The 21,442-nt window shown below is 41.0% G+C and carries 18 protein-coding genes; 12 read left to right on the top strand and 6 right to left on the bottom strand.

Annotated elements, in window-relative coordinates; all coding sequences use genetic code 11:
• Positions 1–774 precede the first annotated feature (774 nt).
• Both J4861_RS09480 and J4861_RS09475 read left to right on the top strand, forming a co-directional pair.
• The gene (locus J4861_RS09480; protein ID WP_249110821.1) at positions 775–2,037 is read left to right on the top strand and encodes a glycoside hydrolase 5 family protein; all 1,263 of its coding nucleotides are present in this window, start codon (positions 775–777) and stop codon (positions 2,035–2,037) included.
• Between the two features lie 356 nt (positions 2,038–2,393).
• A complete protein-coding gene (locus J4861_RS09475) occupies positions 2,394–3,356 on the top strand; it encodes a type I phosphomannose isomerase catalytic subunit (protein WP_211816669.1) in 963 nt (320 codons plus the stop codon).
• A gap of 358 nt (positions 3,357–3,714) precedes the next feature.
• Here J4861_RS09475 and J4861_RS09470 read toward each other — a convergent pair whose 3' ends face one another.
• Both J4861_RS09470 and J4861_RS09465 read right to left on the bottom strand, forming a co-directional pair.
• A complete protein-coding gene (locus J4861_RS09470) occupies positions 3,715–4,839 on the bottom strand; it encodes an AI-2E family transporter (RefSeq protein ID WP_211816668.1) in 1,125 nt (374 codons plus the stop codon).
• Between the two features lie 8 nt (positions 4,840–4,847).
• Entirely contained in the window at positions 4,848–5,447 is a 600-nt protein-coding gene (locus J4861_RS09465) for a thymidine kinase (protein ID WP_211816667.1), read from the bottom strand.
• Between the two features lie 282 nt (positions 5,448–5,729).
• On the opposite strand from J4861_RS09465, the gene rsmI reads away from it, so the two are divergent.
• Positions 5,730–6,446, top strand: coding sequence for a 16S rRNA (cytidine(1402)-2'-O)-methyltransferase (rsmI, locus tag J4861_RS09460; RefSeq protein ID WP_211816666.1), 717 nt, complete (start codon positions 5,730–5,732; stop codon positions 6,444–6,446).
• 3 nt (positions 6,447–6,449) lie between these two features.
• Positions 6,450–7,364, top strand: a complete 915-nt coding sequence (locus J4861_RS09455) for a Cbp1 family collagen-binding glycoprotein adhesin (RefSeq protein ID WP_211816665.1) — start codon at positions 6,450–6,452, stop codon at positions 7,362–7,364.
• Positions 7,365–7,509: 145 nt separating this feature from the next.
• Here the strand turns inward: J4861_RS09455 and J4861_RS09450 are convergent, their stop codons facing one another.
• The 4 genes from J4861_RS09450 to J4861_RS09435 all read right to left on the bottom strand — a co-directional run bounded on the left by J4861_RS09450 (position 7,510) and on the right by J4861_RS09435 (position 9,731).
• Positions 7,510–7,899, bottom strand: a complete 390-nt coding sequence (locus J4861_RS09450; RefSeq protein WP_211816664.1) for a PTS cellobiose transporter subunit IIC — start codon at positions 7,897–7,899, stop codon at positions 7,510–7,512.
• Positions 7,896–8,378: an RNA polymerase sigma factor gene (locus J4861_RS09445; RefSeq protein WP_204867753.1), complete on the bottom strand. Its 483-nt coding sequence runs from the start codon at positions 8,376–8,378 to the stop codon at positions 7,896–7,898. The genes J4861_RS09450 and J4861_RS09445 overlap by 4 nt, the downstream gene beginning before the upstream one ends.
• 6 nt (positions 8,379–8,384) lie before the next feature.
• Positions 8,385–8,840 (bottom strand): hypothetical protein, encoded by a 456-nt coding sequence (locus J4861_RS09440; protein ID WP_211816663.1) that lies wholly within the window; start codon positions 8,838–8,840, stop codon positions 8,385–8,387.
• 438 nt (positions 8,841–9,278) lie between these two features.
• The gene (locus J4861_RS09435) at positions 9,279–9,731 is read right to left on the bottom strand and encodes a nucleoside deaminase (RefSeq protein WP_089365548.1); all 453 of its coding nucleotides are present in this window, start codon (positions 9,729–9,731) and stop codon (positions 9,279–9,281) included.
• A 232-nt stretch (positions 9,732–9,963) separates the two neighbouring features.
• Here J4861_RS09435 and J4861_RS09430 point away from each other — a divergent pair, with 232 nt between their 5' ends.
• The 8 genes from J4861_RS09430 (at position 9,964) to J4861_RS09395 (ending at position 21,442) form a co-directional block, all read left to right on the top strand.
• Positions 9,964–10,329 (top strand): YraN family protein, encoded by a 366-nt coding sequence (locus J4861_RS09430; RefSeq protein WP_211816662.1) that lies wholly within the window; start codon positions 9,964–9,966, stop codon positions 10,327–10,329.
• 14 nt (positions 10,330–10,343) lie between these two features.
• The gene (locus J4861_RS09425; RefSeq protein ID WP_211816661.1) at positions 10,344–11,135 is read left to right on the top strand and encodes a biotin--[acetyl-CoA-carboxylase] ligase; all 792 of its coding nucleotides are present in this window, start codon (positions 10,344–10,346) and stop codon (positions 11,133–11,135) included.
• Between the two features lie 54 nt (positions 11,136–11,189).
• The gene (gene pyrH, locus J4861_RS09420; protein ID WP_211817749.1) at positions 11,190–11,900 is read left to right on the top strand and encodes a UMP kinase; all 711 of its coding nucleotides are present in this window, start codon (positions 11,190–11,192) and stop codon (positions 11,898–11,900) included.
• Between the two features lie 227 nt (positions 11,901–12,127).
• Positions 12,128–14,227 carry a protein-disulfide reductase DsbD family protein gene (locus J4861_RS09415; RefSeq protein WP_211817748.1) on the top strand — a complete coding sequence of 700 codons (2,100 nt, stop codon included), beginning with the start codon at positions 12,128–12,130 and terminating at the stop codon, positions 14,225–14,227.
• Between the two features lie 860 nt (positions 14,228–15,087).
• A complete protein-coding gene (locus J4861_RS09410) occupies positions 15,088–15,237 on the top strand; it encodes a hypothetical protein (protein ID WP_249110928.1) in 150 nt (49 codons plus the stop codon).
• A gap of 47 nt (positions 15,238–15,284) precedes the next feature.
• On the top strand, positions 15,285–16,928 hold the full coding sequence (locus J4861_RS09405) for a hypothetical protein (protein ID WP_211817746.1): 1,644 nt from the start codon (positions 15,285–15,287) through the stop codon (positions 16,926–16,928).
• Positions 16,929–17,133: 205 nt separating this feature from the next.
• Complete coding sequence (locus J4861_RS09400) at positions 17,134–17,589, top strand: HU family DNA-binding protein (protein ID WP_211817745.1); 456 nt, start codon at positions 17,134–17,136, stop codon at positions 17,587–17,589.
• A 601-nt stretch (positions 17,590–18,190) separates the two neighbouring features.
• Positions 18,191–21,442 (top strand): SusC/RagA family TonB-linked outer membrane protein, encoded by a 3,252-nt coding sequence (locus J4861_RS09395; protein ID WP_211817744.1) that lies wholly within the window; start codon positions 18,191–18,193, stop codon positions 21,440–21,442.

The raw sequence follows: 21,442 nt of genomic DNA, 5'->3' as shown, positions 1-21,442 counted from the left end.
GAATTGCCAAACAAGCTCCGTCGCTCTACGCACCGACGGTGCCTCCGTGACTTCCATTGCTTTTCCTTATAATCCTCCGTCCTCTCCTTTTCTCCGTGTGACATATCGTCAGAAACCTAACCTTAAATGGCAAAACTTATCACTCCAAAATCCTGAAGACCCATATATCTATCTGTCTTCTACAAACAACGTATTCTCTTATTAGTTGAAGTTTGTAAACTATTTTCATACTCTTCAAAATCAATACATGCTTTTTTGGCTTCTAAAAGACGCCCTTTTAGCTTGCAAAAGACGCCCTTTAAGCACCTTACTAACGCCCTTTTGAAGTCCAGTTAAGCACCTTTTGCTTTACTACTTTATAACTAATTGATTTGCTGTTAGTTGCAGATATGCTTTTTGTATGTGCTTTTGTCGTTATTTATAGATGTTTTTCTTGAAATTATGTAATGATTTTTCAAATCCTTGCCTGCGGTTTTTCGAAGTCTTAAAATGAAAAGGTTTTTAATAAAAGGAGATGATAATAGGGTAGATAGTTGACTGTCTTTGCCATGTTTTTGCTTAATGAGTAACTTCTGTTCTTTTGTTAAAGCAATACGAAAAGCGTCCAAACGTTTGGATGGAAGAACGATTTATTCTTCTAAAAATAGCAATGTGGGTAAGGGAAAAACTTGCCTTAGGTGTATTAATAAGTAGATGCATCTTCCCTAAAAGGGAAACATTGCTCGTAAAGTTGGTAATTTTTCGACTTACTACTAATATATGAAAAGAGTTTTTATGGCAATTATTGCCTTGGCAATGGCTGTGAATATGATGGCCGGTGACTTTGTGAAAGTAAAGAACGGACGTTTTGTTCGTGGTGGAAAACCCTACTATTACGTGGGAGCAAACTTCTGGTATGGACCCATTCTTGGCTCTGAAGGGTTAGGAGGAGACCGTGTGCGTCTTCGTCGCGAACTCGATGAGATGCAGCGTTTGGGTATTGATAACCTCCGTATTTTGGTTGGTGCAGATGGTTTGCCCGGTGTTGAGGATAAGATAGAGCCTGTCTTACAGTCTCGTCCGGGTGTATATAACGATTCTATTCTTGCAGGATTAGACTATCTTTTAACTGAGATGAGCAAGCGAAAGATGGTTGCTGTACTTTATCTTACCAACTCTTGGGAATGGAGTGGGGGCTATGGTGCTTATTTGGAGTGGGCTGATGAGGGACCTGCTTTGATACCACGTAGAGACGGCTATGGCGCTTATACAAAGTTTGCCAGCAAGTTTGCGGCTAATCAGAAGGCACATTTAATGTTCTATGAGCATATTCGCTTCATCCTTAGTCGTACCAACCGATACTCTGGTATCAAGTATGTTGATGACCCTACAATCATGTCTTGGCAGATTTGTAACGAGCCTCGTGCCTTCTCCAAGGAAGCTTTACCAGAGTTTGAGAAGTGGCTTTCAGAGGCTACAGCACTCGTTCGTAGCCTTGATCAGAACCATCTGATAAGCCTTGGAAGTGAAGGTGCTTTTGGTTGTGAGCGTGATTATGGCTGCTTTGAGCGTATCTGTGCAGATAAGAATGTGGACTATTGCAATATTCACATTTGGCCATACAACTGGCAATGGGCAAGAAAGACACATCTAAAAGAGGACCTTAAGGCAAGTTTTAAGCATACTCGGGATTATATTGATAGTCATCTTGAAATCTGTAAGCGTATTAATAAGCCGCTTGTACTTGAGGAGTTCGGTTATCCTCGTGATGGTTTCTCGTTCTCATTGAAGAGTACAACAAAGGCACGTGATGCTTATTATAAGTATGTCATGGATGCTGTTGCACAGAATGCAATGAACGGCGGACTTCTTGTTGGTTGTAACTTCTGGGGTTGGGGTGGTTATGGAAAACCTCGTCATGAGCGTTGGCAGGCAGGAGATGACTTTACTTGCGACCCTGCACACGAACCACAAGGATTCTACAGTGTGTTTGCATCAGACAAATCAACACAAAAGATAATTCAGAAACAGACAAAGCGAATGTCTGAAATTAAGTAAAATGATAGGCTAAAGCTGTTGTTTGAGCTTTGTAAAGTATAGGTTTTATAAGTCTAAACCTATTTTCTACATAAGCCAAACAACAGCTTTATTGTTGATATAAACCGCGATGCAGAAACTGATGGATAATTTCTTGTTATCTATTAGTAGGAATAGAATAGGAGTAAAGGTGAAAGTCAGTTGTGTAATCATCCGATATGACAATCTTCTCTCTGTCTTTTAGAGGAGAATGAAACAACGCCTTTCTATCAGTTTTCTTGGTAATCTACTGATTAAAGTGTAACTTTGCAGTACAAATGAGACCATAGATTGGTTTCGTTATTATAAAGTTTGATACATCAAAATAGCAATAAAAAATGGAAATGTTTAAGTTTAATCCCCTTTTGAAGTCTATCCTTTGGGGTGGAGAAAAGATAGTACCTTTCAAGCATTTGACTTCTGATCAGAAGCAGGTGGGCGAAAGCTGGGAAATTTCAGGTGTTAAGGACAACGAGAGTGTTGTCTCTAATGGCAAATATAAAGGCTGGACACTGAACAAACTGGTTGACACATTGAAGGATAAACTGGTGGGTAAGGAGAACTATGAGCGCTTTGGCAATGAGTTCCCTCTGCTTGTTAAGTTCATTGATGCACGCGAGCAGCTTTCTATTCAGGTTCATCCAACGGACGAGCAGGCACAAGCACAGGGTTTAGGTCGTGGTAAGACTGAGATGTGGTATGTGATGGAAAGTGATGCTGATGCCTCTCTTCGCAGTGGTTTGAAGCAGCAGATTACACCAGAACAATACAAGGAAATGGTTGAAAATGACACCATTACTGAGGCTTTGTCAGAATATCCTGTGAAGGAAGGCGACGTATTCTTCTTGCCAGCAGGTCGTATTCACTCTATCGGTGCAGGCTGTTTCTTGGCAGAGATACAGGAGACAAGCGATGTAACCTACCGTATCTATGACTTCAAGCGTCAGGATGCAGCGGGCAATTATCGTCAGTTGCATACCAAGGAAGCTGCTGAGTGCATTGATTATACTGTCTATCCAGACTATCGCACACAGTATGAGGCACGTCAGAATGAGCCTATAGAACTCGTTAGCTGTCCTTACTTCACCACTTCTGTTTATGATCTTACAGAACCCATGACGCTTGACTATAGTGATTTGGATTCTTTTGTTATCTTCGTTGGACTTAAGGGTGAGGGTGAGATTACTGATGCTGAGGGCAATACTATCTCATTCCGTGCAGGTGAGAGTGTACTCCTTCCAGCTACAGCAACAACAGTTAAGGTTTCCGGAACAGTTAAGTTCTTAGAGTCTTACGTATAAATAAGTACATTAAACGCCACTTTAGCTGAGTTTTCATGGTGTTGATAAACTGCTAATAGTGGTGTAGATTGTATAAAAATAGCTCTCCTTTTCGTGTGAAGAGGAGAGCTATTTTTATTTTATAAACGTGTTTCTTGTTTTGCATTAACGTCTTCCTATCTTTATGATAGTGACCTTAATGTCCCTCTTTTCCTATCTTCAGTTGATGTTTTAAGGTGGCGCACATATGGTGCTAAGGCTTAACACATATGGTGTTCATGGTAAGCACCATTGGTGCGGGTGGTAGATAGCATTAAAAAGAAGCCCCCTTTCCATGTGAAAAGGAGGCTCGTTATAGTTCTATAGATACTATCTTTCTTTATTCTTTATCTTCTTTCTTTTCCTCAGCAATAGCCGGTATGTTTTCTACCTGAACTCCATCACCCTCTTTGGTGACATATCTTTGCCAGTAAGCAATGATAAGGGTTGTGAGTGGTAAGGCTATGATAAGTCCGATAAAGCCCAAGAGTGCACCCCAAACAGAGAGAGAAAGGAGTAGAATAGCAGGGTTGAGCCCCATAGCTTTACCCATAATCTTTGGTGTTATCACCATATCCGAAAGCAACTGTACAACCGCAAAGACAATTAGTGCAGAGGCAAAGATAATCCAGAAATTCTGTCCTGTATCAGCAGCTTTGAGCAATGCAAGGAAAGCTGTTGGGATAAGTGCAAAGGTGTGGAGATAAGGAACGAGGTTAAGAATACCAATAAGGATTCCCATACCGATAGCCATTGGGAAATCAATAATGGTAAAGCCAATGCAGAAGAGTATACCCATACAGAGTGAAACCAGTCCCTGTCCACGTATGTAATTATTCAATTCTCGCTCAGCATCCTGTGCCAATCCTGCCCAGAAAGGACGTACGTTCTTTGGGAATATCCTAATCCAATTGTTTGTCAATACCTCGTAATCAAGTAGGATAAAGAAGGTATAGAGTAGGGTGATACATGATGCAATGATAGAAATCACGATACTTGCCGTCTGACCTATTACAGAGAATAACTTCGGCATAGCGGTCTTAATCGTGTTTGTGAAGTCAGGACTCTTTAAGAATCTTTCAATTTCAGTCTGATTCTCCCTAATCCATTTCTGTATTATTGTCGCTATGTCATTGGTATGTGTCGTCTCATGTAGATAGCGATTGACAATCGTCATAAACTTATCAACCTGATTGATCATTGGTGGAACAATGAACATGAAGATGGCAGTAAAGAGTGCTGCAACCAATATAAAGGTGATGATTATGCTCAAAGCTCTACCTGGTACGTGGAGTTTATACTGTACAAACTTCACGATAGGATAGAGGAGGTAGGCTATTAGCCATGCTATAAAGAATGGTAAAAGAACCTCGGAAAGAGCATTGATAATAAATCCTACTGCTAAAACGGCAAGTGCTATCAATGCCCAACGTATGAACTTATCAAAAGTAATTGTTTGTCTCATAAGTCATTTTAAACGTTTTTGTTTGCTTCTTCCTGTGTTGCCTTCTTGTAGCACTCACGGCATAGAGGCTCATATTCCTGCTGCTCTCCGAGCATGACACGACGGTCGTCAGCAATGAGACGGTGGCTAACGTATGCCAACGCGCCACACTTCACACAGATTGCGTGTACCTTTGTTACCTCGTCTGCAATGGCACAAAGAGCTGGAATAGGCCCGAAAGGTACGCCTTTGAAGTCCATGTCGAGGCCCGCAACGATGACACGTACACCGTTGTTTGCCAACTTATTGCAGATATCAGTGAGTCCCTCGTCTAAGAATTGTGCCTCGTCAATGCCCACGACATCAATGTCTGAGGCAAGAAGAAGAATGTTGCCAGATGAGTCGATAGGTGTAGAATGGATGCTGTTCTGGTCATGACTGACTACATCCTCGTCTGAATAGCGTGTGTCAATAGAAGGTTTGAAAATCTCAACCTTCTGCTTTGCAAACTTTGCACGTTTCATACGACGGATGAGTTCTTCGGTTTTACCAGAGAACATACTTCCACAAATCACTTCAATGCGTCCTTGACGACGTCTTTCACCGTTATGGTTGTCTATCTTTGTCATAATCATTGCAAAGATATATAATTTAAAAAGAATAGATAAACGTTAAGCGTTAAAAGTTATTGAGGAAGTGTGTTCTTTGTCTTCTTAGCGGAAAATAAAAGAGAACTGAAAGTTAATTTGTAGAATGAAGTTGTATTTTTTCGTAGATAGTAGTATTTATTCTTTAAAATTATAACATCATTGTTACTTTGTCTTTTTCCTTGCAAACGGACATGATTGTTATGTAAAAAAAGCTAATTTATTTTGTCCTTCTGTTCATTTACTTTACATTTGCAACCAACAATGGGAACATTATATCTCGTACCGACACCGGTTGGAAACATGGAGGATATGACACTCCGTGCTATCAGAATCCTAAAGGAGGCTGATTTAGTTTTGTGTGAGGATACTCGTACATCGGGTATCTTGTTGAAACATTTTGAGATTAAGAATCGACTTATGTCTCATCATAAATTCAATGAACATGCAAGTTCTGCTGGTATAGTCAATAGATTAAAAGCTGGTGAGACGGTTGCACTGATCTCAGATGCGGGAACTCCAGGCATTAGTGACCCAGGATTCTTCCTCGCTCGTGAGGCTGCAGCCAATGGAATAACTGTTCAGACGCTTCCGGGATCTACCGCTTTCGTACCTGCTTTGGTGTCAAGTGGCTTGCCTTGTGACCGCTTTTGCTTTGAAGGATTCCTCCCTCAGAAGAAGGGACGTAAGACTCATTTAGAGAGTTTAGCCGAAGAAGCGCGTACAATGATATTCTATGAGTCTCCTTATAGAGTTGTGAAAACCTTAGAACAGTTTGCTGAGGTGTTTGGAGCCGAGCGACAAGTAAGTTGTTGTCGTGAGATTTCAAAACTGCATGAAGAGAGCGTTCGAGGTACATTGGATGAAGTAATAGCCCACTTCAAAGAGACAGAACCACGTGGTGAGTTCGTCATTGTAGTGGCAGGAAAAGAAAAAGTAAAATCTTCTGATAGGAAGAAACAAACGGATAAAAAAGTATAATGTATGAATAAACTATTAGTTTTCGCAGTATGTGGAGTACTTGCACTGGCATCCTGCAACCAAGACAAGAAGTCGGCTTTGAACCCATCCGAAATACAGAGTGATTCTTTGCGTAGTGTTATTGATGCACGTGATCACGAAATTAATGACATGATGGGAACGTTGAATGATATCCAGCAGGGTTTTGCTGCTATCAACGAGGCAGAGAATCGTGTTACTATCGCTAAGAATGGTGAGGCTGCTAACAAGACAGAACAGATGAAGGAGAATATCCAGTTTATCGCTCAGCGTATGCAGGAAAACCGTGAACTCATCAAGAAGTTACAGCAACAGCTGCGTGAAACAGGCTTTAAGGGTGATGCAATGAAGGAAACTCTTAGTCGTCTGACAAGTCAATTGAGCGCAAAGGAGACTGAGTTGAAGCAGTTGCGTGCTGAGTTGGAGTCAAAGAATATCCATATCAAGGAACTTGATGAGACTATCACAGGTTTGAATACAGATGTTACAAATCTCAAGACTGATAAGGAGAACCTTACAGCAGAGAAAGAAAACCTCACCAAGGAGAAAGAGAATCTCCAGACAGAGAGCAACCAGAAGACTGAGACTATCAATACACAGGACAAGCAGTTGAACACTGGTTGGTATGTATTTGGTACTAAGAGCGAGTTGAAGGCACAGCGTATCCTCGATGGTGGTAAGGTTCTTCAGGGTTCTTTCAACAAGGGTTACTTCACAAAGATTGATATCCGTGTTAACAAGGAAATCAAGCTTTACAGCAAGAGTGCTCATCTGTTGACTGCTCATCCAAGCAGCAGCTACACCCTGACAACTGATACAAACGGACAGTATGTACTCCGTATTACTGATCCACAGACCTTCTGGAGCACAAGCAAATATTTGGTTATCCAGGTTAGATAATCACAAAAGATAAAACAAGAAAAGAGGCATTCTCATCGTGAGGATGCCTCTTTTCTTATTTCTTTCTACTCACAGAGAGCGGTGACAGCTATCTGTTGTAAACACATTCGCCCTTTCTTCTACTTCAACAAAGTCCCAAAAATCGCTATTGAAGCGTTGCTTCGTCTTTTAGATTTACTAATTTCGTGGTAAACAATAGGCTGAGTGTGACGAAGGCTGCACCTATTGCCAGTCCAATATACTGAACGTTGTGAAGCAAGGTAAGGATGAATTCCGATTCAGTTCCATTGATATATCTATCAAAGATAGTAGGTAGCGTGAAGCTTGCAAGCGTCATTATACAGCCCAAAACAACCCCGACAACAAGCAGTTTAAGCGACATCAGTTTGTTTTTTCGGCTTTCTGCACGTTGATATGCCTTGACTTCTTCGATAAGTTCCATCTGTCGTTGCAGTCTTTGCATGAAGGCATTGTCATCCGACAGTTGCGGATGATAGTCCGAGAGCAAGTCTTTTAAGAATTTATCTTCGTTCATCTTTCCAAAATATGTTTAAGTTCTTGCCGTCCACGTGAGAGTTGTTTCTTAATCGCATCCTCACTGTTTTCGGTTATCTCTGCAATCTCTTTTATTTGATAGCCCTGCATATAATAGAGCAAAATACTTGTACGCATTGTCTCTGAGAGCGTTGCCAACGCAGTGTGTAGTTCCTGATAGCGGAAGGCTTCATCACTCTTACTGTTTCCTTGGAGCGTGATAGCCTTCTCAAGGGGTAGTTCCTGTTGGTGTTTCTGTTTGCGACGTGAGTCGATGAAGACACGATAAGCTATTTTCATTAGCCAAGCCGAGAACTGTCCACGTTCGTCATATTGACTACTGCGAAGGTAGGCTTTGATGAGCGCCTCTTGAGCAATATCGTCAGCTTCAGCACTATTGCCGCAGCATAGAGCCGTCAGGAACCGGCGTAATGTTGCCTGTTCCCGACCGACCTGTTCGACGAATTGTTCTCTTGTCATAATAACCTAATCGTTGTCTTTCAAATTATTCAAAGTCTTTTTGGCATTGTTGTAGGCGATTAACAACCCGCATCCTACTGCCAATGGGACAACACCAAATACGGCGCCTATAGGGATATATCCTTTGTCAAAACTTTGCAAAATGCTCAAAACTATAATAACCAATATGGTTGCCGCCCCTCCGATAAGACAGATTGTCCCCCAAAGTAGTTCCTGGTGCATTTTTGTCATCAGTTGCTCTTTGTATGATTTCTTTGAAGGGTTCAGCTTGTCGAGAAACTCCTGCACGTCAATGTCAGGATTCTTTTCAATAATAGCCGTAACAATCTCGCTTCTTTTGTCTGTTTCGTGTTGTTTGTTACGGTAAGAGAGCCAAGCCATTATGATAGGAAGAACTACTACAATTGCTATTGGAACGAGACTTTTAATGATTGATTCTAATATTACATAATTCATAATCATTTGTTTTTAATATGTTATACATTTGGTTTTCTTTCTGAACCGATTCACTTGTATAACGTTGTTGATTTGTAAAAGGTGACATCAAAGGCATAAATTTATTTGTTTTATGGTATTAATTGTATTCTTGATAATGGTTCTTTTTTATGCTTACAATAGCCTTTGAGCGAATTATTTTCATGAAAATAAATATTTATTGTCGTGTAAATAATTATTTTTCTTCATGAAAGTAAATATTTCTTTTCATGAAAATAATTCGTTGGAATGTAGCTATAAGAGGTTAAAAGGGTATTTATCAGCAGTTTATCTCTTACCTCTAATATCCGTAGAGAGCATGGATAAAATCCGTCCTCCTTTCTTTCTCTCTCTTTATTAGTATCAGGAACGGAGGTAATGTCTTAACTCCTTTTACTACCTTCGCACTCTTTAACTCCTCAATCCCTATCTTCTCTCTTGGAAGAATCGCTGCATCAAGGCACGACATTCTTCTTCCATAACACCGTATGTAACGTTAGCTTTAGGGTGGAAAGCCTTGGGCGCATATTCATGATAGCCTCGTTTTTCATCGGGACAACCATAGACGATGCGTCGGAGTTGCGCCCAACCGATGGCACCAGCACACATGATGCAAGGTTCTACAGTTACATATAACGTGCAATCCTGCAGATATTTTCCTCCCAACTCATTGGCAGCCATGGTTATTGCCTGCATCTCAGCATGTGCAGTAACGTCATTGAGCGTCTCTGTCAGGTTATGGGCACGAGCGATGATACGGTCACGGCATACCACAACAGCACCAATAGGGATTTCACCTTCTTTATAAGCAGCTTCGGCTTCAGCCAATGCACGCTGCATATAGTATAGGTCTTTCTTGCTTTGTTCTTCTGTACTCATACTGCAAAAATACGGGTTTTATTTTGATTTTACGAAAGATTATTCTAACTTTGTGCGTGAATATTAATGTACACAATGCTTGATGGGAGTGATAAAGTTTAAGGATTTTAGAAGAAGTAGGCTATACCTTTGTTTCATCCGTAAATCGATTTGATACGTATAAAGAATTATCTTATCTCCTTCTAATAGTCTAAACTTCTAAAACTTCTGCAAGTAGAGGAAAGAAAGACGCATGGCATACCATAACGAATTAGGTAAATGGGGAGAGGATGTGGCGGTAAGCTATCTCCAACAGTTGGGTTATGTCATTCTTCATCGTGATTGGAATTATCACCATCGAGACTTAGATATTGTCGCAATAGACAACGGAGAGTTGGTTATTGTTGAGGTAAAGACACGAAAGAATGAGCAGTTTGCTGATGCCGATGAGGCTGTCACCGTACAGAAAGTGCGTTCGCTCTCGATAGCTGCCAATGCATATGTCAAGCGATATAACATCAATTTGGATATCCGCTTTGATATAATCACTGTTGTAGGGCAGCCAACAGGAACCAATGAAGTGCGCCATGTGAAGGATGCTTTTCTTCCATTCATATAAAGAATAGATTGTAAATGAAGATAATAGATGCCGTATTAGGCTTTTTTAAGCCAACAGTAGTAGAGAAAGAAAGAGAGGTAAAGGTCGTAAGGCTGGATTCTGTCGATAGTACAAACGTCTATCTGCGCACTTACACACCTGCTGAAGATGAGCCAATGACAGTCGTTGTTGCTGATTATCAGACAGCAGGAAAGGGGCAGGGGACGAACACTTGGGAGAGTGAAGCTGGTAAGAACCTGTTGTTCTCGGTACTTGTTCACCCGACGATGCTGCCTGTTCGTAGTCAGTTCCTACTCTCGGAAGCTGGTGCCTTGGCTCTGAAAGAAGCTTTAGCAGACTATGTGAAAGATGATATCAGTCTGAAATGGCCAAATGACATCTATTGGAAAGATAAGAAACTGAGCGGAACACTGATTGAAACAAAACTTGCTGCGGGGCGTATAAAGGATTGCGTTTTTGGCGTAGGACTGAATGTAAATCAGGAAACGTTCCAGAGTGATGCTCCTAATCCCGTTTCTCTCTGTCAAATTTTAGGGCATGAAGTTGATAAAGAAGAACTGCTGAAAAAGATTATCAAGAAGTTCTCAGAACTCTATCAGCTGTTAGAGATGGGCGGATATAATGATATCAGTGCAATGTATCATGAAGCCTTGTATCGACGTGGAGGCTTTCATAAGTTCCGTGATGCTGATGGTGAGTTTGAAGGTGCTATAGTTGAAGTAGAAGACGATGGGCATCTCATCCTCCGTGACAGCAAGGGTATGATACGTGAATATCAATTTAAAGAAGTAGAATTTATTATATAATAAGGTGTTTGGGAAAGTAAAGAAGTTCCTTCAACTCCTTCAACTCCAAAAATAATGGCAAGATTTAAAAGAATTCTCTTGAAACTTTCGGGTGAGAGTTTGATGGGAAAACAGGGCTTCGGTATCGACCCTGAGCGTCTTAGCGATTATGCTAAGCAGATTAAGGAAGTACATGAAATGGGTGTACAGATTGGTATCGTAATCGGTGGTGGCAACATCTTCCGTGGTTTAAGCGGTAGCCAGAAAGGCTTCGACCGTGTGAAAGGCGACCAGATGGGTATGTGTGCTACTGTTATCAACTCTCTTGCACTCAGCTCAGCACTTGAGGCAAATGGCGTGAAAGCTAAGGTCTTGACCGCTATCCGTATGGAACCAATCGGCGAGTTCTATAGCAAGTGGAAGGCTATCGAGGCTATGGAGGCAGGTTATGTTTGTATCTTCTCAGCTGGTACTGGTTGTCCTTACTTTACAACAGACACTGGTTCAAGCCTACGTGGTATTGAGATTGAGGCAGATGTGATGCTTAAAGGTACACGTGTAGATGGCATCTATACTGCCGATCCAGAGAAAGACCCAACGGCAACAAAGTTCTCTGAAATCACATATGATGAGATTTACACAAAGGGTCTTAAGGTAATGGACCTCACGGCAACGACCATGTGTAAAGAAAACGACTTACCTATTTATGTCTTCAATATGGACGTTGTCGGTAATCTGAAGAAGGTTATGGACGGTGAAGATATAGGTACGTTGGTGCATAATTAATGCTGATTATTCTTAAATGAATAGCTGTTGCAGCAGGTAGGTGACTACCTGTCTGCAACAATATACGTAAAATAAAAATCGACGAGAGAACTCATCTTAATCCTGAAAACCTTTTGAACATAGATTGATAAAAAGTTATTGAATATAAATATTAAATATATACATTATGTAATGTTATAAAAATAATTTTCTTATCTTTGCAGTTCAAATTCTAATAGTATAAAACGATGAAAAGAAAAAATACACTATTTATCCTCTTTACGCTGTTGTTTAGCCTCACAGCGATGGCACAGCAGAACCCTGTTCATTTTTCTGTACAACAGAAGCAGGTTTCACCAACAGAGTTAGAGGTTATCTTCACAGCGAAGATCGACCAGGGATGGCATGTATATTCAACCAATCTTCCAGCTGATGGTCCTACATCTGCATCTTTACATGTAGACAAAGCAGAGGGCGTAACACCAGTAGGTAAGCTCACAACACGTGGTAAAGAGTTGAATGTCTATGATAAGACTTTCGAGATGAAACTACGTTATTTCGAGAATAGCGTTGGTTTCGTTCAGCGTTACAAGATAACAGCTAAGACCTATAGTATAAAAGGTTACTTGGAATATGGTGCTTGTAACGATGAGATGTGTTTGCCACCAACACAGGTTGAATTTAATTTCAAAGGTAATGGACCTGCTTCCGCACCAGCAGCAACACCAGCACCGGCAAACGCAGAAACTGAAAAAACACCGACAGCTGCTACTGATGTAGCAGCTGATGGTTTATCTGCGCTTACCACAATGACGGCAGATACAACTAAGAAGGCTGATGTGTTGCCAGTTGACTCAGCTGAAACAACGCAGCAGTCTAATGCTCAAATAAATTCAGATGTAAACCTTTGGCAGCCCGTTATCAAGGAGTTGTCGGCTTTTAATAGCACTAAAGATAGTACAAACAGTTCTCTTTGGGCTATTTTCTTTATGGGTATTCTTGGTGGTTTCATCGCTTTACTTACCCCTTGTGTATGGCCTATTATTCCAATGACGGTTAGCTTCTTCCTCAAAAGGGCAAAGGACGACCGTAAGAAGGGAATTCGTGATGCAGTGACCTACGGCTTGTCAATCATCGTCATTTATATGGCTTTGGCAACGCTTGTTACTTGGGCATTTGGTCCACAGAAGTTGAATGAGTTGGCAACGAATGCACCGTTCAATGTGTTCTTCTTTCTTTTGTTAGTAGTTTTTGCTTTCAGTTTCTTCGGTTGGTTTGAACTTCGATTACCTTCTTCATGGGGTAATGCGGTTGACAATAAGGCTTCTGCGACAACAGGTTTGCTTTCTATCTTCCTTATGGCATTCACCTTGTCATTGGTAAGTTTCTCATGTACTGCTCCTGTCGTAGGTCTTCTCCTTGTTCAGGCAGCAACAAGTGGTGACTGGGTAGCCCCAGCAGTGGGTATGTTTGGTTTTGCTTTGGCTCTTGCCTTACCATTTACCTTCTTTGCTCTCTTCCCAACTTTGCTTAAGAAAGCACCAAAGTCTGGTTCATGGATGAACATGATTAAGGTTGTGTTGGGTTTCATCGAGTTGGCATTCTCACTGAAGTTCTTGTCAGTTGCCGACCTTGCATACGGCTGGCATATTCTTGATCGTGAGACATTCCTTTCTATTTGGATCGTTCTCTTCGGTCTTTTGGGTCTTTACCTTATTGGTAAACTCAAGTTCCCACATGATGATCCAGAGCAGAAGGCGATGCCTGTACCAGCTATTATGCTCGGCCTTTGTTCATTGGCATTCTCTGTTTATATGCTTCCAGGACTCTGGGGTGCTCCTTGTAAGGCTGTTAGTGCGTTCGCACCACCTATTAACACACAGGATTTCAACCTTGCTCCACAAACGGTACATGCTGCTTATACAGATTATGATGAGGGTATGCGTGCAGCTGCCGCAGCAGGTAAGCCAGTCTTGGTTGACTTCACAGGCTTCGGATGTGTGAACTGTCGTAAGATGGAGGCATCTGTATGGACTGACTCACGTGTGGCAGATAAATTGAATAAGGACTATGTTCTCATCTCACTTTATGTAGACGATAAGACTCCATTGAAGCAGCCTGTTGAGGTGAAACTCCCAGACGGAACTTCACGTACACTGCGTACTATCGGTGATAAGTGGAGCTATTTGGAGCAGACTAAGTTCGGTTATCTTGCTCAGCCATTCTATGTACCATTGGACAATGCGGGTAAACCATTGAATGGTAGCTTTAGCTTTAAGGAGGATGTACCTGCTTATCTTGAGTTCCTTGACAAGGGATTGGAGAATTATTATGCACAGCAGCAGTAAGATTTTTACGTGATAACAAGGCTTTTTGCTATCTATATAGATTGTAGAAAGACGACAGTTATAACTTCAAAAAGGGGTTGTATCAAAGAAACTGTTAGTGGTTTTAGATTGATACAATCCCTTTTATTAATAGCCTTTTGAAGACACGTCTATTTCTTTGCTTTCTGTGTCTTAAGATATGTCATTGAAGAATATGTATTTATGTCATTCTGTTTAATTTATACATTTCTTTTAGATTTCCTTGCCAATTCTAAAAAGAAGTCTTATCTTTGCAGCCGTGAAACAATTAGCAATGACATATCAGACCGATTCAGCACAGCAAAGAAACTTTGATTTCTTTGCCTTTTTTAGTGCTTTATATTTGGTAGTCTCAGATATTTTGCTAACACACACACACAGGCGCACCTAGCGTTTAATCATACTTTTTTTCTTCCATCCTACGCGCGCGCGAAGCGTGTTGTAACGCTTGTAAACAAAGGACTTCACAGAGTTTCCTTTGTTCGCTTTTTTGTGTCCGTTTGCAAGCTATCTAAAAAGCAAAATAAGGATGTTTTAAGCATTGATTTTATCACAAAAGATAATTGTAATTCTCTGATAATAGTTTGTTTTCTCTCGTTGATTTCTCGGGCAGGCAGTAGTAACGTGCTGTCTGCCTGTAGAGAGGGAACGTGTAGATGGTTAAGAGAGATAGATGATAAGGTTATCAGGATGTTTATAATATAAAAGGTGACGTAAAGAAGCCACATAGAGAGTAGATAACAACTATTTTTAATCAAATCAAAAAGATGATGAAAACAAAAGAAAGAAAGGACTATCAAGCACCTTGGTGCTCTTTGTTGAAAGTCGAAAACGAAGGGTTCATGCGAACCTCGTTCAACAACCCTGGAGGCAGCGGTAGCGGTCATGCTCACGCTGGCGACACGGGAGGATTGAGCGCAAAAGTAAGTACATTTACTGAAGAGGAAAGCCTCGAAGACGGGAAGCAAGGTGGAGAATCTAACTGGTGGTAAGCTGGTCAACTCCGCAAGTAACAAACTAAATTAAAAAAGAACAAACAATGAACAAGAAAAGTTTTTATTTGGGTACACTCATGTTGGCGACACTTACCCTAAGCAGTTGCGCCAGCGATGACACAGCCACAGAGAAAACAGCAGGCAAAGATACGCCTAAAACAGGAACTGTATTCTCATCAGAAACAGAGCCTTCAACTCGCACATCAGCCACCTACACAGGCAGCGGTCTCGATTTCTATTGGACAGCAAGCGATAAGATTTGGGTAAAAGACGACAACAATACTTATCACCAAAGCTCAGAAGATGATATTGCTTCTCGTATCGCAGCCGTACCAGGCAGCACAACTACCGACAAGGCAAAGTTCTGGGTAAATGGAAGCTATACAGGTTCTACACACAAGGTACGTTATACAGGTAATAGCGGAGCAAGTGACAAGGTGATTATCAAGGCTTCGCAAACACAAAGCACTCCTAACGATGCTGCCCACATTGCAGACGATGGCGACTTCGGTGTAGCTGATGCAACAGGTAGCGGGAAGTACAGCTTCACCTTGAATCATAAGGCAGCGTATGTAACCTTTATGCCTTACACAGCTCAAGGAGTTATTGCAGGAGCAAAGCTACAAAAGATACGTATCTACACAAACAATACCTCTGACCAGCTTGCAGGCACATTCGATCTAGCAGATAATGGAACACTAAGCAATGGCACGACCACATCAAACAGTGTAGAGCTGGATGTAAACAACTTTTCTATTCCTAATGTTTCTACTTATGCAACTAATGCTGCAACAATGGTTGTTAAACCTGGTACATATAGTAATCTGACAATAGAATACACTTTACATGATGCTGTAAGCAATGTTACAGGAGTGATAACGAAAACCTATCCTTCTGTAACCTTTGACGCAGGTAAAAATACTCCCGTAAAAACTAATTTACAAGTAAAGGAATATCCAGGCAATGGTTATTATCAATGGGATGCACAACAGCATTATTGGGCAGGATTTGAGTGGAATAATATAAACCCTGCGAAGAGGACTCAACCAACGATAAATAGTCAGGAGAATAAGACTGACGCACCACAAAGTACAGCTTTCAGTTCTGCTCATACGCCACGTGACTTCAATGAGATACCAAGTTATATGGATCCTACAGGTGTTGCACCAGCAATACAGGCCAGTCATTCTGCCGCAGCTGCTCCTAATATTAATGAGATGATATGGTATTTGGAAAAAGGGGATATGCATTGGGATAATGAAACTCTTTGGGCTACAATGGGACATCTTTATGTTGGTGGCATGTGGATTAAGAGAAAGAATGTAATAGCTGATGAAAATTGGAAGTCTGAACAGGAACTGAAGGATGCATCCCCTAATGGGATTGATTATACTCGTACTAATACATATTTTAGTGAGATGTTTACAAATCCTCCTAAGGGAAAACCTTCTAATATTAATGATTATTTTTTTCTTCCTAACTTTGGAAACTATGCAGAAGGACGCTTAAGCATAGGAGATAATTCTACATGTCATTACTGGAGTTCTACACCTTTGCCTGGTTCTTTGACTGATTCTGCATACGGTATGAGTATAAATAAAAGTAATTACGCAGTAAGATGGATTAGCTCATATTATGGTTCTCATTTATTCAGTTCTTCCAACGAAGATGAATACCGTCCATTCTAAGTTAGATGATATTTGTATTCATTATATAAAGGCAGTTGCCTTCCTTATATCAAGATGCTTGTCTTCATTATATCAAGGCAACAGTCTTCATATAATGAATACAGCAGCCTTGATATAAGGAATAGAAAACGAAGCAAAATATAACTAACGGAGTCTTGCTGAAAGGCGAGGCTCCATATTCTTTAAAACTTAAATTTATTATTTTATGATTTCATTTAAAGTAGTTGAGACCGTCCACAGGATTGGTCCAAAGAAAGGTCAGAAAGCCTTTAATGCCGTACCAAAAGCCCCGATGAAGTTTTCAGCAGATTGGCTTGTTAACCGCATTGTTCGCGAAACCTCGTTGAGTGAGGGAGACGTAAGAAACGTGATCATCACCCTGCGTAACATTGCTATTGAGGTGATTAGCCTTGGTGGTTCGCTAGACCTTGGCGACCTCTTTTCGTTCCGCACCACAATACCGTCAAAGATGGTCGACAACGAGAAAGATGTCACCGCCGAATCCTTGAAACGTCCTCGTGTCCTTGTTCGCTGGAAGTCTGCCGTCACAGAAGCGTTGAAAAAGATTGAGGTGGATGTGGATAATCCTGCGAGGAGGAAGACTAAAGATGGAAAGGAAGAAAAGAAAAAGAAAGAGGGTGGAGGACCAGAGGTGGGATAAAAGGCCTCACCCCCAGCCCCTCTCCAAGAGGAGAGGGGAGTGAAATGCGCAGTTTGCTAGAGGAGGAGGGAAACTAGATGGTGTTAGTTGGCGATGAAAGAGAGGGGAGCTGGTAAAGGAATATATGCAAGTAGGGACAGACGAGTAGGGATGGACGAGAGAGTCTGTTCCTACTTTTTATTGGTTGTTCTTAGAGGAATATGTTATTGGTTATTCTGTTTCTTTTATCTTATGCTTTTGATAATTATGTTATTCTGTCTTTATGCTGGTAAAGATGACAGAGGAATATGAGAACATAACGTTGGGATAACTATATTTTAGTCAATAAAATGCTACTAAAACGTGTGTTTGGCTATCAAAAATTAATAATAATGAAAGGAATTCTTTATTTTTAATAATAAAATCGCTTGGTTGTTTTATTTTTTTTCGTACTTTTGCAGCGAGTATTTAATAAGTGTTGTTTACCTGTGAAGGTAACTATCTCAATAGTATTAATAGTTATAAAGAAGTCTTTCTTCTCTGAACAATTATCAACGTAAGAGTTTTTGAGTTTAAAAAGGATTGTATTTTCAAGTAACAAAATTCATAATTTTAGAGAACGATGCAGAAGATTAAATTCCTCCAACGCATAATATGTGTTCTTCTTTTGAACCTTTTATGCATTGGACCATTAAGTCTCCCCATGTCAGCACAGGACCTGAATGGCACAAAAGTAACTCTTTCCATGCATGATGCAACGGTAGAGGATTTCGCCAATGAGGTCGCAAAGCAGACTGGATTAAATGTAAAGTTTGCGGATGAAGGTGTGAAGGCACTCAAGGGTGTTACTCTTGACGTGCGTGATCAGTCAGTATCAAGTTTGTTAGTGAACTTGGCAAACCAGTTCCCACTCTCTTATACCGTTGATGGCAATACCTTGACGCTTGCAAAGAAAGAAATAGCACAGCGCAAGGGTGGCGTTCGTGGTCAGGTTACTGATAATAACGGTGATCCTATCATCGGTGCTGTCATCCGTGTGGATGGCGTGAATGGTGGTTATGTTACCGATATCAATGGAGAATACGAGATTGTGACAGACCTCAAGGAGGTGCACATGAATGTGTCATATATTGGATATAAGACAGTTACAAAGACTGTAAAGAATGGTGCAACTGCTAATATCACGCTGCATGAAGATTCAAAAGAGATGCAGGAAGTGGTTGTAACGGGTTATCAGACTAAGAATAAGAATTCGTTTACGGGTTCTCAGGTGGCTGTAAGTCGTGACCAGTTGATGAATGTGGGTACGAAGAATGTATTGCAGAGTATTGCAAGTTTCGTTCCTGGTATGGTCATCGCAGATGATAATCTCAAAGGTTCTGACCCTAATAAGGTGGCAGAACTCAATATCCGTGGTCGTGCAACCTTCGAAGGACAAGCCAATACACCAGTCTATGTGGTAGATGGTGCGCAGGTTTCTGCTGAGTATGTTGCCGATATGGATATGAATGATATCGAGACAGTTACCGTATTGAAGGATGCTTCAGCGTCTGCTCTTTATGGTGCGAAAGCTTCTGCAGGTGTTATTGTTATTACAACAAAGACCTTGAAGGGTGGTAAGTTGAAATTGAACTATAGTGGAACAGTACGTTTGTCAACACCTGATTTGTCCGACTATAATTTGTTGAATGCACGTCAGAAGTTGGAGTATGAGCGTCTTGCAGGTTTGTTTACAGATACAAGTCCTTCAACTCAATATAAGCTCGACAAGGATTATGCACGTATCTATAATGATATTCAGAGAGGTGTTGAGACTGACTGGCTGTCTAAGCCACTGCGTAATGCTATCTCACAGTCACACAGTTTGAGTGTAGATGGTGGTGATGACCGTGCAAAGTATAATCTCGGTATTCGTTATGGTAATGATGCTGGTGTTATGAAGGGTTCTGATCGTACTCGTCTTTCAACTAACTTCCGTCTCTCTTACAATATTGCAGGTAAGTTCTTTGTATCAAACAGTTCGATACTTTCATCTGTGACAAGTAACGTGTCACCTTATGGTGATTTCTCAGACTGGGTTAAGATGAATCCTTATGAGAATCCATATAACTCTGATGGACAGTTGCGCTCTTCACTCTATCATGACTTGGCAAACCCATTGTATGATGCTTCGTTGGGTAGTTATAGTAAGACAAATAACTTTGACTTCCTCAATACGACCAGTATTCAGTTGTGGTTCGGTGAGAAGATACGTTTGGATGGAGACTTTACAGTCGACCGTAGCAAGCAGGATAGACGCACTTTCACATCTCCTTTTGCCTATAGCGAGATTCGTAATAAGTCTGCTGATCAGCGTGGTTCATTGTCTGATAACTGGGTAAATACCACGACATTGCAAGGAAAAGCAATGTTATCATATAATAACTACTTCTTTAAGAAGCTCTTCCTTACTGCAATGGGAGGTGGAAGTATTGAGTCTACGTCATCAGATGCCGCTACTTATACTTCAATAGGATTCTATTCAGATAAGCTCGGACATCCATCTTTCGCTACAGCATACGCTGCAACGCGTCCAAGTGGCTCTGATACACAGACAAGAGGTGTAGGTTTCTTCGTTAACGCCAATACAATTTGGGATAACAAGTACTTCCTTGACCTTATCTATCGTTATGAGGGTTCATCTCGTTTCGGTAAGAATCAGCGCTTTGCTCCATTCTGGAGTGTCGGTGGTGGATGGAATATTCATAACGAGAAGTTTATGAAGGGCTCACCAGTTTCGCTCTTGAAGCTTCGTGCCAGTGTTGGTTACTTGGGTAATATCAACTTTAACCCATATCAGGCATTGACTACCTATAGCTATAACAGTTCTTACTTCTATGGCAAGGGAACTGGTGCTACGCCAATTACTATCGGTAATCCAGACTTGAAGTGGGAGCGTACGTTGAGCACCAACATCGGTGTTGACTTCACTGCTTTCCGTGGTCGTGTCGACCTTTCAGCTGATTATTATATCAAGAATACTGATAACCTGCTCTTGGATATTACTAAGGCTCCATCAGTAGGTGTGATAACTTCGCGTGAAAACATTGGTGAGGTACAGAACTCAGGTTTTGAACTTCGTCTGCGTACCTTCCCAATTCAGAATAAAGATTGGCAGTGGTCACTCGGTCTTACATATGCTTATAACAAGAATAAGATTAAGAAGATCAGTAATTCTCTGCGTGAACAGAATGAGAAGAACAAGTCTGATAATGGTGTTGTACCACTTCCTATCTATGAAGAAGGTCAGTCTTTGACAGCCTTGAAAGTTGTTCCTTCTGCAGGTATCGACCCAGTAACAGGTCAGGAAATCTTTATTAAGCGTGATGGTGCATATACTTTCGTTTATGACTCAAATGATAAGGTAATCTTCGGAGATACGAATCCTTTAGGTACGGGTTCTATCACTTCATACCTTACTTATAAGCGATTTGCATTGAGTTGTTCGTTCTTGTACTCTTTCGGAGGTTCTGTCTATAATGAGACTTTGGCAACAAAGGTAGAGGGAGCCAACCCTAAGTACAATGCTGATGAGCGTGTATTGAATGACAGATGGAAGACTCCTGGAACTGTAGCGAAGTATAAGCGTATCGACGATACAACTACTCCATATCAGACATCACGCTTCGTAGAGAAGAACAACTTCTTGCGTATGAGCAGTTTGTCACTCTCTTATGAGGTACCAACAAACTTTATTCAGAAGTATGGATTGAAGCGTATGTTCTTGGAACTTCTTACTAACGACCTCTTCTACCTGTCAACAGCGAAGAGAGAGCGTGGTTTGAACTATCCATATGACAGAAGCTTTGAATTCTCATTACGATTCTCACTCTAA

The organism is Prevotella melaninogenica, assembly GCF_018127925.1.
GTDB lineage: Bacteria > Bacteroidota > Bacteroidia > Bacteroidales > Bacteroidaceae > Prevotella > Prevotella melaninogenica_C.
This window is presented reverse-complemented; position numbering and strand designations above follow the sequence as displayed.

Excerpts from the sequence above, each read along its gene's own strand:
- J4861_RS09480 (WP_249110821.1), top strand. The coding sequence starts at position 775 with ATGGCAATTATTGCCTTGGCAATGGCTGTGAATATGATGGCCGGTGAC.
- J4861_RS09475 (WP_211816669.1), top strand. The coding sequence starts at position 2,394 with ATGGAAATGTTTAAGTTTAATCCCCTTTTGAAGTCTATCCTTTGGGGT.
- J4861_RS09470 (WP_211816668.1), bottom strand. The coding sequence starts at position 4,839 with ATGAGACAAACAATTACTTTTGATAAGTTCATACGTTGGGCATTGATA.
- J4861_RS09465 (WP_211816667.1), bottom strand. The coding sequence starts at position 5,447 with ATGACAAAGATAGACAACCATAACGGTGAAAGACGTCGTCAAGGACGC.
- rsmI (WP_211816666.1), top strand. The coding sequence starts at position 5,730 with ATGGGAACATTATATCTCGTACCGACACCGGTTGGAAACATGGAGGAT.
- J4861_RS09455 (WP_211816665.1), top strand. The coding sequence starts at position 6,450 with ATGAATAAACTATTAGTTTTCGCAGTATGTGGAGTACTTGCACTGGCA.
- J4861_RS09450 (WP_211816664.1), bottom strand. The coding sequence starts at position 7,899 with ATGAACGAAGATAAATTCTTAAAAGACTTGCTCTCGGACTATCATCCG.
- J4861_RS09445 (WP_204867753.1), bottom strand. The coding sequence starts at position 8,378 with ATGACAAGAGAACAATTCGTCGAACAGGTCGGTCGGGAACAGGCAACA.
- J4861_RS09440 (WP_211816663.1), bottom strand. The coding sequence starts at position 8,840 with ATGATTATGAATTATGTAATATTAGAATCAATCATTAAAAGTCTCGTT.
- J4861_RS09435 (WP_089365548.1), bottom strand. The coding sequence starts at position 9,731 with ATGAGTACAGAAGAACAAAGCAAGAAAGACCTATACTATATGCAGCGT.
- J4861_RS09430 (WP_211816662.1), top strand. The coding sequence starts at position 9,964 with ATGGCATACCATAACGAATTAGGTAAATGGGGAGAGGATGTGGCGGTA.
- J4861_RS09425 (WP_211816661.1), top strand. The coding sequence starts at position 10,344 with ATGAAGATAATAGATGCCGTATTAGGCTTTTTTAAGCCAACAGTAGTA.
- pyrH (WP_211817749.1), top strand. The coding sequence starts at position 11,190 with ATGGCAAGATTTAAAAGAATTCTCTTGAAACTTTCGGGTGAGAGTTTG.
- J4861_RS09415 (WP_211817748.1), top strand. The coding sequence starts at position 12,128 with ATGAAAAGAAAAAATACACTATTTATCCTCTTTACGCTGTTGTTTAGC.
- J4861_RS09410 (WP_249110928.1), top strand. The coding sequence starts at position 15,088 with ATGCGAACCTCGTTCAACAACCCTGGAGGCAGCGGTAGCGGTCATGCT.
- J4861_RS09405 (WP_211817746.1), top strand. The coding sequence starts at position 15,285 with ATGAACAAGAAAAGTTTTTATTTGGGTACACTCATGTTGGCGACACTT.
- J4861_RS09400 (WP_211817745.1), top strand. The coding sequence starts at position 17,134 with ATGATTTCATTTAAAGTAGTTGAGACCGTCCACAGGATTGGTCCAAAG.
- J4861_RS09395 (WP_211817744.1), top strand. The coding sequence starts at position 18,191 with ATGCAGAAGATTAAATTCCTCCAACGCATAATATGTGTTCTTCTTTTG.